This is a genomic window from Streptomyces pimonensis (genome assembly GCF_041380215.1).
In the GTDB taxonomy this organism is placed as follows: Bacteria; Actinomycetota; Actinomycetes; order Streptomycetales; family Streptomycetaceae; genus Streptomyces; species Streptomyces pimonensis.
Map to the genome: position 1 here is coordinate 46,863 of NZ_JAHWZY010000037.1, position 13,862 is coordinate 60,724.

Here is a 13,862-nt window from a genome sequence, read left to right on the forward strand (position 1 = left end):
GCCCTCACGAGGCGGGTTGGTGTCAGGCTCGGTCTGCTGTCTGCTCCTCCCGCGGTACGCGGCGGAAGAGCACGTCGTTCACGACATGCCCCTTCTCCAGTCCCTGCCCCTCGAAACGGGTGAGCGGCCGGGAGGCGGGACGCGGCGCGAAACCGCCGTCCGCCCGGGTGTTCTCGAAGTCGGGGTGCGCGGTGAGCACGTCCAGCATCTGCTCCGCGTACGGCTCCCAGTCGGTGGCGCAGTGCAGCACCGCCCCCGGCGCCAGACGGGTCGCGGCGAGGGTGAGGAACTCCGGCTGGATCAGCCGCCGCTTGTGGTGCCGCTTCTTCGGCCAGGGGTCGGGGAAGTAGACGCGCAGCCCGGCGAGGGAGCCGGGGGCGAGCATCTCGCGCAGCAGGATGACCGCGTCGCCGTTGCCGACCCGTACGTTGGTCAGCCCCAGCCGGTCGGCGAGGTTGAGCAGGTTGCCCTGGCCGGGCGTGTGGACGTCCACGGCGAGGATGTTGGTGGCCGGGTCGGCGGCGGCCATCCGAGCGGTCGCCTCGCCCATGCCGAAGCCGATCTCCAGGACGACGGGGTGGTCGTTGCCGAAGAACTCCGCGAGGTCGAGGCGCCGGCTGCCGTCGATGTCGAAGCCCCAGGCGGGCCACAGCCGCTGCAGGGCGTCCGCCTGCCCGGCGGTCACCCGGCTGCGCCGCGGCTGGAAGCTCCGGATCCGCCGTTCGAAGTGCGACCCGGCGGGATCCGCCTTCGGTCCGTCCGGGAATCGGGGCTCCCCCTTGGTCCGGGCAGGGCGGACCGATGCCCCGGGCGTGTGCGGCGGATCCTGGCCGGAGGCGGGACGGAGGGCTTCGGAAGCGTTAACGGTGTCGGACACAGTGCCTCCGATTTTACGGGGAGCGCACGGAGTCCCCGGGCGGGACCGGGGCGGTTCCGTGCCGGGTGGATGGTTTGCCCGGTTTTCGGGTGGGTCGGCTCTTTTCGGTGCGGGTATCCGCGGTGCCGGTATCCGCGGTGCGGGGAGCGGGCGTCGGGGCCGGGGAGGGAACACGGGTGCCCCGGGCGGGGGCGCGGCTCGTTCGGGAGCCGGTGGGAGCGGCCAGGGCCGACGTCGGCGTCCACCCGGCTCCCGGGGCCGCCCGGGGTCTGTCCGGAGCCCGGGGCCGCCCGGTGGCTCAGCGCCCCGCCGTCTCCAGTGCCGCCAGCGTGCGTCGCGCGACTTCGCGGCCGATCGGCAGGGAGGCCGTCGCCGCCGGTGAGGGGGCGTTCAGTACGTGGACCGCGCGGGCGGTCTCCTGAATCAGGAAGTCGTCGGCCAGAGTGCCGTCCCGCAGCACCGCCTGGGCCCGCACCCCGGCCGCCGTCGGCACCAGGTCGTCCTCCCGCACCGCGGGCAGCAGCCGGCGTACGGCCCGGGTGAAGGCCTCCCTGGACAGCGAGCGGTGCAATTCGCCCGTACCGTACCGCCAGTGGCGGCGGGCCAGTTGCCAGGAGCCCGGCCAGGCCAGCGTCGCCCCCAGCTCGCGCGGACGCACCGTGCGCCAGTCGTAGCCCTCGCGGGCCAGCGCCGGGACCGCGTTGGGGCCGACATGGACGCCGCCGTCGACGCCCCGGGTGAGGTGGACGCCGAGGAAGGGGAACGCCGGGTCGGGCACCGGGTAGACCAGGCCGCGCACCAGTTCCGGCCGGGCCAGCTCGTAGTACTCGCCGCGGAACGGCACGATGCGGGCGCCTGGCTCGTCGCCGGTGCGGCGGGCGATCTCGTCGCAGTGCAGACCGGCGCAGTTCACCAGCACCCGGCCGCGGACGACGTCGCCGGCGGCCGTCAGGACGGCGACTCCCCGGTCGGGGCGGCGGTCGACGCGTACCACCCGCGCCCCGTAACGGATCTCCGCGCCCGCCGCCCGCGCGGCCTGAGCGAGCCGGCGGGCGACCGCGGTGAAGTCGCAGACACCGGTGGTGCCGACGTGGATGGCGGCCAGGCCGTCGACCTCCGGCTCGTACTCCGCGAGCTGTGCGGCGCACAGCTCGCGGACCGCGATGCCGTTCTCCCGGCCGCGCTGGACCAGGGCGTGCAGCCGGGGCAGCTCCTCACGGGCCGTGGCCACGATCAGCTTGCCCGTCACCGCGTGCGGGATGTCGTGCTCCGCGCAGAACTCGACCATCTCCGCCGCGCCCGACACCGCGTACCGGGCCTTCAGCGAGCCGGGGCGGTAGTAGACGCCGCTGTGGATGACGCCGCTGTTGCGGCCCGTCTGGTGCCGGGCGGGGCCGGACTCCTTCTCCAGCACCGTGACCCGCGTGCCCGGCGCCGCGCGCGTGAGCGCGTACGCCGTCGACAGGCCGACGATCCCCCCGCCGATCACCAGTACGTCGCAGTCGTACGACCGCCGCGTCACCACCCGCACCACCTCCCGCGTCCGATAGTGCACTGCGCCACTGACAACGCCTTCAAACCCGGGAGGCGGTTCGTGCCGCGATCCGGATCAGGCCGTGGTCGTCAGCAGCGGACGGGCGCGCTCACGTAGTTCGACCACGCGGGGTTCGTCGCCGTAGGGCTCCAGACGGTGCAGGAGGTCCTTGACGTACTCGGTGGTGCGGGCGGACGATATGCGGCCCGCCACCTCCACCGCGCGGACGCCCTGCTCGCAGGCCGCGTCCAGGTTGCCCGACTCCAGTTCGGCGACCGCCGAGACGACCAGGCGCAGTCCGTGCGAGCGCACGAACTCCTCCGTCGGACTGGACAGCGCCTGCTCGGTGAAGCGGCGGACCTGGCGGGGCGCCTTCAGGTCGCGGTAGCACTCGGCGGCGTCGGCGGCGAAGCGGTCGTAGGAGTAGAAGCCGAGCCAGGTCGGGTCGCTGTCGCCGGGGCGGGAGCGCTCCAGCCAGCTCTCCGCAGATCTCAGGGCTGCCCCGGCCGCCTGGGCGTCCCCCGCGCGTGCGTGCGCGCGTGCCTCGACGAGGCGGAAGAAGCTCAGGGTGCGGGCGGTGGCCAGACCCCGGTTGCGCTCCAGCGCGGCCTGGGCGAGGTCCACGCCCTCGTCGCCGAAGCCGCGGTAGGTCGCCTGGAGGGACATCGAGGCGAGCACGTAGCCGCCCAGCGGGACGTCGGCCGCCGCGCGGGCCAGACGCAGGGCCTGTATGTAATAGCGCTGGGCGGCCTCCTGCTGGCCGGTGTCGAAGGCCATCCAGCCGGCCAGACGGGTGAGTTCGGCCGCCGCGCCGAAGAGGGACCGGCCGACGTCGTCGGAGTAGGAGCCGAGCAGCAGCGGGGCCGCCTCGACCCGGAGGCATTCGGGGACCATCGAAGAACGCCAGTCGCCCCCGCCGTACTTGGAGTCCCAGCGCCGGGCGTCCTCGGCGGCCTCCCGCAGTTTCCGCACGTCGCTGTGGCCGACTTTGGCCGGTGCGCCGGAGCCGTCGGAGGGGCTCGTCTCACGCGCCACCGAACTGTCGGCCGGGGTTATCAGCCAACGCGAGGCGGGCGTCGCGTACGCGCTCACCGCGAACGACCCGGCGAGCGACTGCCAGATGCCGCCGGAGCCGGCTCTGCGGCCCGCCAGGTCCAGCCGGTACAGCTCCGTGGCGGAGCGCACCGCCTGTCCGACGTCACGGGGGAAGGCGAGGCCCACCTCGGGTGCGGGATCCGCGTCCGCCAGGCCGATCTCGTGAAGTGGCACCGGACGGCCCAGCTTCTGGCCGATGGCGGCGGCGATCAGGTGCGGAGCGGCGCCCTGCGGCACCATGCCCTTCGACACCCAGCGCGCCACCGACGTCTTGTCGTAGCGAAGCGTCAGTCCTCGCTGTGCGCCAAGGTCGTTGACGCGTCGCGCGAGGCCCGCGTTGGAGATTCCCGCGAGGGCGAGAACGGTGCCGAGCTTTTCGTTCGGCCCGCGTTGCTCCCTGGACATGCGCCACCCCTCGACACAGACGGCTGCCGCGCTGGCATAACCACGCGGCATTCGTAAACCCAGCGTAGTTCGCCGCATCCCAAGCGTTAAGGGGCGTTCTTCCGGATGGCGGGATTGTGGTCCGTACTGAGGTACGGGTCCGATACGCGCAGTTGCGGCGCGCTCCTGGCATGTGGCCGTGCGCCCGTGCGTGCGCTCTCCTCCGGCCCTCGCGGGATCGGTTCCATGGGCTGTGCGTGGGTCGGCCCGCTGTACTGGATCCAGTGGGCTGGGGGACACCGCCGCCTTCATCCCCGCGGGCGGCGGAACGGTCCGGGAGGCGTGCTCCGCCTCCCGGACCGTGCGAGCGTCCAGCGGTGCGAGAGCCTGTACGGAGCGTGTTCGAGGTAGGTCTCACCGCTCCGATTTGGCTGAAAATCTACTCCCCTCTTTCGGGTGTATCACCGCTTCTAACCTGGCAATTGACCGCGTGTCGGAGGTTTAAAGGGGCGCGTTATGGGGGCGCATTCGTGTCGCGGCCGCGGAGCCGGTTGCATGGCGTCGGTACGGTGACCCCGCTGTGGCGGGCACCTGTTCGAAGCGGGGCGCGTGTCTGCGCCGGGGCGCGTTCGACGGAGCGCACACGGCTCCGGCACCCCTCCTGAGCGCCTCCTTCATGGCAGCATGGGGAACCGGTTCGTACGGTGCACTGGTTGTCCACAGCTTGTGGAGGCGGCGATGCGGTGGTTGGTGGGGTGGAGCAGCACCGCCGCCGGAGCCATGGGGTCCGGCCCCACCGGCTCCGCCGGCGCCACCGGGGTGGACGGCGAGACCGTGCACCCCGTGGGGTCCCGAATGCTGTGGGGCGACCCCGACCCGCTCTGGGCGGTCGGCGACTGGCGTCCCGACGAGGTGCGGGTGGTCGAGGCCGACGAGCAGACCCGGATCGCCGTGCTCGGCACGTGCGGGGCCTCCGACGAGCAACTGCGCGTCGCGCTGTTCGCCGCGCGGGGCGGGGCGCTGCGGCACCTGACGGCCTGGCCGGGGAGTTACACGGCGGTCGTGCAGGTGGGGCGCCGGATCACCGTGTGCGGCGATCTCGCCGGCGCCCGGCCGGTCTTTCACACCCCGTGGTCGGGCGGTACGGCGTACGCGACCGCCGCGCTGCCGCTCGCCGACCTCATCGAGGCCAACCTCGACTTCGGGCACCTCGCCGCGCTGCTCGCCGCTCCCGACGTGCCGGCCGCGCTTCACGACTCCACCCCGTACGACGGTGTGAAACGCATTCCGCCGGGGCACGCGCTGATCCTGCGCGCCGGGGCGCGCGAGATCGCCGGGTACGAACCCGTCGCCTCGCTCGCCGTCGCCGCGCCGCCGGCCGACCCGGACCACGCGGTGGACGCCGTGCGGGACGCGCTGGTCGAGGCCGTACGGACGAGGCTGGCCGCGCCCCGGCACGTCCCCGGCGCGGGTATCGACCCCGGGCCCGTACCCGGGATGGGGCCCGCCGAGCGGCGGGCGGCCCGCGGCACGCCCGTGCCGGGGATCGGGGCCGACCTGTCCGGGGGACCGGCGTCCGGGGCGCTGGCGCTGCTGGCCGCAGGACTGCCCGGGATGCCGGGGACCGTGCTGGGGCACGGGACGGGGGCGGGGGAGCGGCTGCTGGCCGTCACCTTCAACGATCTCGCGGGTGGGGCCGGCGGAGGGCGGGACGACGACGAACTGGAGCGTGCGGGGACGCTGGCCGCCAATCCGCGGTTGCACCACGTGGTGGTGACCGGTGCGGAGTCGATGCTCCCGTACGTCGATCTGGGCGGGCCGCTGACGGACGAGCCCGGACCCTCGCTGGTGTCGGCCGCGCGCCACCGGGCGCGGCTGGCGGCGGGCAGCGCGGACCACTTCACCGGATACGGGGCGAAGCAGGTGCTGGACGCGCACCCGGCGCGGCTGGCCGATCTGCTGATGGACCGCAAGCGGCGGCATCTGGTCCGGCCGGTGGCCGCACTGGCCAGGGCGGACGGGTCCGTGATGGTTACCGCGCGCGTGTACGCGGCGGCGCGCCGGCTGGCGCGCACGCCGTACCGGGCGGGGCTGGAGAGCCTTGCCGAGCGGCTGCTGCAGCGGCGGCTGGACGACGAGGAAACCACGGGTGCGGCGGACGCCTCGCTGGCCGCGCTGACCTGGGGGCGGCCCGGGCCGGCGGCGCGCTGGCTGACGGGGGAGGCACTGGCTGAAGTATCGGTTCGCCTGCAGGCGTCGACGCGGCGGTCCGATGTGGGGCCGGGGCAGCGGCCCGGTGATTTCCGGGCGCGGGCGGCGCTGGCCCGGCACGCGGCGGATCTGCGGGTGCTGGAGCAGGCTGCCGAGGTCCGCTCCCAGCGGCTGCACGCGCCGTTCCTCGACAACCAGGTCGTGCGGGCGTGCCGGGCGCTGCCGGAGGCGCTGCGGGTGCGGCCGGGGGCGCGGGCGTCGATCCTGCGGTCGGTGCTGGAGGGGGCGGGGGTGCGGGAGTTGCCGGCGGGATGGGGGGCTCCCGGGGCCGCCGGCTCGGCGGCGGCAGCGGCCCGGACAGGGCTGCGGGTGGCGGTCGACTCGCTGGTGGCGCTGTTCGACACGCCGCTGCTGGCGGAGGCGGGACTGGTCGAGGCGCGGGTGGTGCGGAAGGCACTGCGGGGCGCGGCGGAGGGCGAGCCGCTGCCACTGGACGGCCTGGCGGACCTGGTCGCCCTGGAGGTGTGGCTGCGCCGCCTGCTGGCCCGCAGGGGAACCTGCTGGACGGGCACCCCGGCCCGCCAGCGCGCGGTCCCGGGCGGGATCGCCCCCCAGCGCGGAGCCCTGGGCGCCGGCGCGGGCGGTGTCCGTTGAGGTTCTCCCGCGGTGTGGCTCGGGCGGCGTCTGTGGTCGGCGGGTGGAGTGGGGCCGTGTCGGGGGTGTCCGTCCTCGGACCGGCGCGGGTCACACCTGTCGGTGGGGGTGCGGGGTGCGGACGCGCCGGCCGCTGCGGGCGGCCATCCCGTCCCGTCCCCTTCCCGCCGTACGCGGTGGCCTGTCGTCGTTCCCGCGCTCCGCGGGTCCCGTCGTGTCTCCCTCAGCGCCTTGAAGGCATGGGAGGCGTCCCCCCCCAGGACGACGGGGGCGCCGCCTGCTCGTGAGGGTCCCCCGCTCGAGCGAAGCCGGGAGTGAGGGAGAAGCCGAAAGCGGGGGAGGAGTCCCGCAGGCGCCGGGCCGCGCGCACACCCCCGGGCCCACACCAACGCCGGGCATCCCGTGAAGGCCGGGCCGCGCAGACCGCCCCCGGCGCGCACCCCCGCGCCGCACTTCGCGAGCGCGGGCCGAGGGGAACGCGGGGCGCACCGCGAACCCACCGGGATGCCCCGCACCAGGCCGATGCCCCCTACGCCGGGCGTGAGCGCAAACCCTCCAGCAGGATGTCCAGCAACCGTGTCGACGCCGCAGCCTGCTGCGCCGCATCCGGCAGGGACGGCGCCGCCGTCGCGATCACCAGCAGGACGTCCGACACCGACACGTCCGGCCGGAGCTCACCCGCGGCCCGCGCCCGGTCGACCAACTGCCCGACGACATCCAGCAGTTCCGCGGCCCCCGCGTCGCCCTCCGTCGCCATGGCGACCGCCGTCTGCGGCACCAGCCGCAGCTCACCCGCCGCCTGCGTCCGCTGCTGCGGCAACCGCGCGTGGTCCGGCAGGCCGTGTTCCTCCGCCACGCCCACCCGCAGCACCTGCGGAGGCAGTAACCGCCCCGCGCCGGACGCGGCCGACGTACGCAGGAAGCGTGACAGCGCCGCCCACGGCTCGTCCTCCTGGCCGAGCGCCGCCCGCGCCTGGTCGGTCAGCCGGGAGGTCTCCTCCTCGGCGATCCGCCGCACCAGGACGTCCTTGCTCGGGAAGCGCCGGTACACCGTGCCCACGCCGACCCGTGCCCGGCGTGCCACGTCCTCCATCGGCGCGCCGTAGCCCAGCTCGCCGAAGACCTCCCGTGCGGCCCGCAGCACGTGCTCCAGATTGCGCTGGGCGTCCACGCGCAGCGGTGTCGTGCGCGCCCCGTCCGGGCGCCCGCCGCCCGTGGGCGCGTTCACCGTCGCGCCGGCCGCGAGAGCCGAGGACCAATGAGAGTCCTGAACATGCATATGTGTTCCCCCGGTAATGACGTCTCCCCCCGGAGACTTCTCCCCGTCATCGATGGCCGGGGTGCGTGGAACAGGTCCGGCCTGTCGGTCCCGCCCGTCGCGAGCCCGATGAGCACATTTCCCTGCACCCCGTCGACAGACGAACATAGTTGAGAGGGAGTCAATTCAGAAGGGGCAGGTTCCGCACGGAGCGCCCCCCGATCGGAGTACGGGGCGCGTACGTCCTGAATGTACCCCTGCGTGTGGGCAGTCTCACCGCTGTTGACCTGTGAGGATTCCGCCAGGGCCGGTAAATCGGCCAACCCGGGGTGTGCGGGCCTCCCGGTCACACAATCCGCAGGGGCTGTGGACAAACGCGAGCGACGGGTGCGTCATGGGATGGTGAAGGAACGTGCGCGCATTCTCGTTGTCGGCGGCGGCTACGTCGGGATGTACACGGCCCTGCGCCTCCAGCGGAGGCTGAAACGGGAACTCGGGCGGGGCGAGGCCGAGGTCACGGTCGTCACCCCGGATCCGTACATGACATACCAGCCCTTCCTCCCCGAAGCGGCCGCCGGCGCCATTTCCCCTCGGCACGTCGTCGTACCGCTGCGCCGTGTCCTCGGCCGGTGCCACGTCGTCGCCGGCGAGGCCACCGGCATCGACCACGCCACCCGCACCGCCACCGTCAGCACGCTCGCCACCGACGAGGAGGGCACGGGAGGGCGGCAGGTCGCCTACGACGAACTGGTGCTCGCGCCCGGTTCCGTGTCGCGCACCCTTCCGATCCCCGGCCTCGCCGACCACGCCATCGGGTTCAAGACGGTGGAAGAGGCCATCGGCCTGCGCAACCACGTCCTCGAGCAGATGGACATCGCCTCCTCCACGCGCGACCCCGCCCTCCGGGACGCCGCCCTGACCTTCGTCTTCGTCGGGGGCGGCTACGCGGGCGTCGAGGCGCTCGGCGAGCTGGAGGACATGGCCCGTTACGCCGCGCGGTACTACCACAACATCCGGCCCGAGGACATGAAGTGGATCCTCGTCGAGGCGTCGGGGCGGATCCTGCCCGAGGTCGGGGAGGAGATGGGCCGGTACGCCGTCACCGAACTGCGCCGGCGCAACATCGACGTGCGCCTGGAGACCCGGCTGGTGTCCTGCGCCGACCGGGTGGCCGTGCTCAGCGACGGGTCGCGCTTCCCCACGCGTACGGTCGTGTGGACGGCCGGGGTCAAACCGCATCCCGTCCTCGCGGCCACCGATCTGCCGCTGGACGGGCGGGGGCGGCTGAAGTGCACCGCCGAGCTGGCCGTGGACGGGGCCGCGCACGCGTGGGCCGCGGGGGACGCCGCCGCCGTCCCCGACGTCACCGCGGGGGAGTCCGGACGGGAGTGCGCCCCCAACGCGCAACACGCGCTCCGCCAGGCGCGGGTCCTCGGGGACAACGTGGTCCGCTCCCTGCGGGGCGAACCGCTGGAGACGTACGCCCACAAGTACGCCGGCTCCGTCGCCTCCCTCGGCCTGCACAAGGGCGTCGCCCAGGTCCACGGGCGCAAGCTCAAGGGCTACCCCGCCTGGTTCATGCACCGGACCTACCACCTCAGCCGCGTCCCGACCTTCAACCGCAAGGCGCGGGTGGCCGCCGAATGGACGCTCGCCGGGCTCTTCAAACGGGAGGTCGTCTCACTCGGTTCACTCGAGCACCCCCGTGCGGAGTTCGAACTGGCAGCCGGTGGAAAGCCTTCCCAGGACCCCCCGCGCAACCCGAAGGGGTCGTCCTGACCGAACTCAGGAACTCCACCGGACGGACCGGCGTCTGACGGATGTCGGCCCGGTCGGCACCCTGCCAGACTGGTCCACGACCGCGGGCGGGTCCCCACCCGCCCCGGTGCGGCCCCGGGGCCCCGGCCGGTCCCGGTTTCCGGCCGCCGACAACTACACGAGGCAAGGATTCGTGAACTTCACGCGCTGGAGCGCCCGGCTCCCCGGAACGCAGCGCCGCGCCGCAGCGCGGAACGAACAGGCGGTCACCCCGGACCGGCGGGGAGAGGGCTCCGTGCCCGGGGCCCGCGCCGAACAGCTCACCGGCGACCTACCGGCCGTGCCCACCGTCGACGAGCTCGGGGCGCGCGAGGTCCTGGACCACGTCCCCTCCCTCGTCGCCCTGGTCCACGGTCCCGACCACCGCATCGCCTACGTCAACGACGCCTACACGGCGGCCTTCGGTGTCCGCCCGGTCGGCGCCCCCGCGCGCGGAGCGCTGCCCGAACTGGGAGCACTCGGCCTGCTGCCCCTCCTCGACCAGGTCCTGCGCAGCGGCAAGCCCCGCACGGTGAAGTCCCGCAAGGCCCCCGACGGTCGCTCCTACACCTTCACCTGCACCCCGGTCACCGAGGTCGAGGGCCATGGGGTGCTCGTCTTCGCCACCGACGTCACCGACCACGCCGAGGCCGCCGAACGCCTGCGCGCCAGCGAACGCCGTCAGCGCGAGACCGCCGTCACCCTCCAGCGCTCCCTCCTCCCCCAGGAACTGGAGGAACCCGACGACCTGCGCGTCGCCGCCACCTACCACCCCGGCGGCACCGAGGCCGCCGTCGGCGGCGACTGGTACGACGTGATCACCCTGGGCGGCGGCCGCACCGCCCTGGTCATCGGCGACGTCATGGGACGCGGAGTGCGCGCGGCGGCGGTCATGGGACAGCTCCGTACGGCCGTACGGGCCTACGCGCGGCTCGACCTCCCGCCGCACGAGGTGCTCCAACTGCTCGACGGCCTCGCCATGGAGATCGACGCCAACCAGATCGCCACCTGCGTGTACGCCATCCACGACCCCAACGAGGGCCGCCTGGTGTACGCCTCCGCCGGCCACCTGCCCATCCTGGTCCGCGACGAGAACGGCGCCGTCCAGCGCGCCGACGAACCGACCGGCCCCCCGCTCGGCACCGGCGGCTGGATGCACGCGTCCGGCTCCGTCCCCCTCTGCCCGGGCTCCACGGCCGTCCTCTACACGGACGGCCTGGTCGAACGGAGGAACGAGGACCTGGACGAGGGCATCGCCGCCCTGGAGCGCGCCCTGGCCGGAGCCACCGGCAGTCCCCAGGTCGTCTGCGACCGCCTGGTCCGCTCGGCCGGCGTGACCCCGGACCACGACGACGACGTCGCCGTCCTGGTGCTCCAGCATCCCGCCCGCAAGGGCGCGGAGGGGGAGCTCTTCCGCAACGCCGCACTGGAACTGCTCGGAGGGGTCGAGGCGGCCCCCCGCGCGCGTGCCTTCGCCTCCGGCGTGCTGACCAGCTGGCGCTTCCCCGTCGAGCTGCACGACCTGGGCGTCCTGGCCACCAGCGAACTGGTCGCCAACTCCCTCCAGCACGGCACCCCGCCCATGCGGTTGCGGCTGCGCCGCACCGACCGCCGTCTGATCATCGAGGTCACCGACGGCGACGACCACCTGCCGAGGCGCCGCCGCGCGGAACCCGGCGACGAGTCCGGCCGGGGCATCGCCATCGTCGCGACGATCGCCTCCGGCTGGGGCAGCAGACGCACCCCGGGCGGCGGCAAGGCGGTCTGGTGCGAGTTCCTCCTGCCGAAGACGCCCGGCTCGTAGCCGAGCCGGGCGGTCCAGTAGCACACAGGCCTGCAAGCGCGAGGTCGGAGCGTGTGGATCAGGCGTGTGCCGAAGCCTGCCCCGCTGCCGCGCCCCCCTGCGCCACCACACGGCTCCGCACCGCCGACGGCTGGTTCTGTACGTCCGTGAGCTGCCGGCCGAGCCGCGCTGCCAGCACCGTGATCCCCAGCGAGAACAACAGAAAGATCACGATGTACGGCGCGTGCAGCGAGGCGCCCAGCGGCCCGCCCACCGCCGGACCCACGGCCAGCGCGAGCTGCTTCACCAGGGCGAACGCCGAGTTGTACTGCCCCGCCATCCCGGTCGGCGAGAGATCGGCGACCAGCGGTGCGAGCGTCGGCGACAGCATCGCCTCGCCGAGCCCGAACAGCGCGTACGTCGAGATGAACGCGGCGGTCGCCATCGTCTGGCTCCCGTTCCCCAGCCCCGCGTACCCGGCGACGGCCCACGCCACGGCCCAGATCAGCCCCACGGACGCGATCACGCGCGAGCGCTTGCGCCGCTCGACGAACCGCAGTACCGCGAACTGCGCGACCACGATCACCAGGGTGTTCGCGGCCAGGGCCGTTCCCAGCGCGGAGGTGGAGATCCCGGCGGCCTCGACACCGTACGCGCTCAGCCCCGACTCGAACTGTCCGTAGCAGGCGAAGAACAGCACGAAGCCCAGCACGCACAGCTGCACCATGGCCCGGTTGCCCAGCAGCTGCTTCCAGCTGCCCTTGGCCGACTGCGCCGGAGCGCCCTCGAGACGCGGCGCGCGCGGCATCCGTGCCGTCGCCATCACCACGACCAGCAGCAGGAACATCACCGCTTCGATCGCGAAGAGGAGCGTGAAGGAGCCGGCTTCCGTGGGATCCACGAGGTGACCGCCGATGAGACCGCCGACACCGAGTCCGAGGTTCTGCAGGAAGAACTGCGTGGCGAACGCCCGCGACCGGTTCTCCATGGTCGAGCAGTCCACGATCATCGTCGCGAGCGCCGGCTGCATCACGGCCTGCCCGGCGCCCAGCGCCGTCGCCGACAGCAGCACGGTCGCCGCCCCACTCGACAGGCCCAGGCCCAGCGCCCCGATCGCGGCCGTGACCAGGGCGACGAGCAGCACCGGCAGCGGGCCGCGCCGGACGATCGTCCGTCCGGCGAACGGCAGCACGATCAGCGCGGCCACGGCGAAGACGGCGAGTACGAGACCCGCCGTCATGGCTCCCAGCCCTCGCACCTGCGCCACGTAGACGTACAGATACGGGACCGTGAAGCCCAGTCCGAACGCGCTGAGTGCGTTGCCCACGTGGATCCGGCGCATCGCCGCGCCCATCGCCCTGGTCACGTTCACCTCTCTCAAGCAGTTAGGAGTGAAGACTTAGAACCTAAAGTTCGATGCTAAAGACTACATAGGGAAGGACTTCAAGGCAAAGAGGAGGCGTGCCATACTGCGGCCATGGGCGACACCTCCGGCCTCGGCGAGCCGACACTCGAAGAGCAGATCGCCGCGTACCAGCGCGAGTTCCAGGACCTCGACCCCCAGGTCGAGAAGATCGTCAACGCGCTGTCCCGCCTGAACCGCCGCATGAACGTCGCCTATGGCCGTCAGACCGCCGAACTCGGCATCACCAACGCCGACTGGGAGGTCCTCAAGGCCCTCGTCCTCTCCGGCGCCCCGTATCGCATGGGACCCGGTGACCTCGCCAAGCGCCTGGGGCTGACCCCGGCCGCCATGACCCACCGGATCGACCGCATGGTCACCGAGGGGCTGGTCAACCGGGAACGGGACGAGACCAACCGGGTTCGCGTGATCGTGGAGCTGACCTCCGCCGGCCGCGAGAAGTGGCTCGAGGCGATGCGCCTCGCCACTGTCTTCGAGGAGGACCTCCTCCAGGACCTCGCCCCGGACGAGCGGGTGACGCTGGGCGAGGTCCTCACCCGTCTCCTGCGCCGGGTGGAACACGCCCAGCCGGACGCCGGCGGACGCCTCAGCGACCTGGACTGAAAGATCTTGGCCAGGGACGCTTGACAGCACCCTGGCTGATCCGTAGGGTTCTTCGGGTTGCCACGGGGCCGTAACGGTTCTTCGGTGACACCTTCCGCCGCGACTGCGGCACTCAACCTCAGCACGATCTCCCAGCGGGAAAGATTTCGGCGTGCCCGAATTCAATTCCACTCCTCGATTTGAGGAACGCGAAGCGAGTCCGCTAAGGTTTGAGACGTCGGAACGGCCCAACGGCCGCGAAGG

Annotated in this window: 9 protein-coding genes; 4 read left to right on the top strand and 5 right to left on the bottom strand. The window is 73.2% G+C overall.

What is annotated here, in order from left to right:
* Window positions 1–22: 22 nt before the first annotated feature.
* From trmB to KYY02_RS27755, 3 genes are all read right to left on the bottom strand, one after another.
* Window positions 23–877, bottom strand: coding sequence for a tRNA (guanosine(46)-N7)-methyltransferase TrmB (trmB, locus tag KYY02_RS27745; RefSeq protein WP_371242580.1), 855 nt, complete (start codon window positions 875–877; stop codon window positions 23–25).
* A 298-nt stretch (window positions 878–1,175) separates the two neighbouring features.
* Window positions 1,176–2,432 carry an L-2-hydroxyglutarate dehydrogenase gene (gene lhgD / locus KYY02_RS27750; protein ID WP_371242582.1) on the bottom strand — a complete coding sequence of 419 codons (1,257 nt, stop codon included), beginning with the start codon at window positions 2,430–2,432 and terminating at the stop codon, window positions 1,176–1,178.
* Between the two features lie 54 nt (window positions 2,433–2,486).
* Window positions 2,487–3,911 carry an NsdA family TPR-like regulatory protein gene (locus KYY02_RS27755; RefSeq protein WP_371242586.1) on the bottom strand — a complete coding sequence of 475 codons (1,425 nt, stop codon included), beginning with the start codon at window positions 3,909–3,911 and terminating at the stop codon, window positions 2,487–2,489.
* A 717-nt stretch (window positions 3,912–4,628) separates the two neighbouring features.
* Here KYY02_RS27755 and KYY02_RS27760 point away from each other — a divergent pair.
* Entirely contained in the window at window positions 4,629–6,755 is a 2,127-nt protein-coding gene (locus KYY02_RS27760) for an asparagine synthase-related protein (protein ID WP_371242590.1), read from the top strand.
* 529 nt (window positions 6,756–7,284) lie between these two features.
* Here the strand turns inward: KYY02_RS27760 and KYY02_RS27765 are convergent.
* The gene (locus KYY02_RS27765; RefSeq protein WP_371242594.1) at window positions 7,285–8,034 is read right to left on the bottom strand and encodes a TetR/AcrR family transcriptional regulator; all 750 of its coding nucleotides are present in this window, start codon (window positions 8,032–8,034) and stop codon (window positions 7,285–7,287) included.
* Window positions 8,035–8,412: 378 nt separating this feature from the next.
* Between KYY02_RS27765 and KYY02_RS27770 the strand changes: the two genes are divergently transcribed.
* Window positions 8,413–9,792: an NAD(P)/FAD-dependent oxidoreductase gene (locus tag KYY02_RS27770; protein WP_371242596.1), complete on the top strand. Its 1,380-nt coding sequence runs from the start codon at window positions 8,413–8,415 to the stop codon at window positions 9,790–9,792.
* Window positions 9,793–9,964: 172 nt separating this feature from the next.
* Window positions 9,965–11,614: an ATP-binding SpoIIE family protein phosphatase gene (locus tag KYY02_RS27775; protein WP_371242598.1), complete on the top strand. Its 1,650-nt coding sequence runs from the start codon at window positions 9,965–9,967 to the stop codon at window positions 11,612–11,614.
* Window positions 11,615–11,672: 58 nt separating this feature from the next.
* Here the strand turns inward: KYY02_RS27775 and KYY02_RS27780 are convergent, their stop codons facing one another.
* Window positions 11,673–12,947, bottom strand: coding sequence for an MFS transporter (locus KYY02_RS27780; protein ID WP_371242602.1), 1,275 nt, complete (start codon window positions 12,945–12,947; stop codon window positions 11,673–11,675).
* A gap of 123 nt (window positions 12,948–13,070) precedes the next feature.
* Between KYY02_RS27780 and KYY02_RS27785 the strand changes: the two genes are divergently transcribed.
* A complete protein-coding gene (locus KYY02_RS27785; RefSeq protein ID WP_371242600.1) occupies window positions 13,071–13,619 on the top strand; it encodes a MarR family winged helix-turn-helix transcriptional regulator in 549 nt (182 codons plus the stop codon).
* The last annotated feature ends 243 nt before the right edge of the window (window positions 13,620–13,862 follow it).

What these genes read in the sequence shown, in the direction of transcription:
- KYY02_RS27765 (WP_371242594.1), bottom strand. Translation starts at nt 8,034, where the DNA reads ATGCATGTTCAGGACTCTCATTGGTCCTCGGCTCTCGCGGCCGGCGCG.
- KYY02_RS27770 (WP_371242596.1), top strand. Translation starts at nt 8,413, where the DNA reads ATGGTGAAGGAACGTGCGCGCATTCTCGTTGTCGGCGGCGGCTACGTC.
- KYY02_RS27785 (WP_371242600.1), top strand. Translation starts at nt 13,071, where the DNA reads ATGGGCGACACCTCCGGCCTCGGCGAGCCGACACTCGAAGAGCAGATC.
- KYY02_RS27780 (WP_371242602.1), bottom strand. Translation starts at nt 12,947, where the DNA reads ATGGGCGCGGCGATGCGCCGGATCCACGTGGGCAACGCACTCAGCGCG.
- KYY02_RS27755 (WP_371242586.1), bottom strand. Translation starts at nt 3,911, where the DNA reads ATGTCCAGGGAGCAACGCGGGCCGAACGAAAAGCTCGGCACCGTTCTC.
- KYY02_RS27760 (WP_371242590.1), top strand. Translation starts at nt 4,629, where the DNA reads ATGCGGTGGTTGGTGGGGTGGAGCAGCACCGCCGCCGGAGCCATGGGG.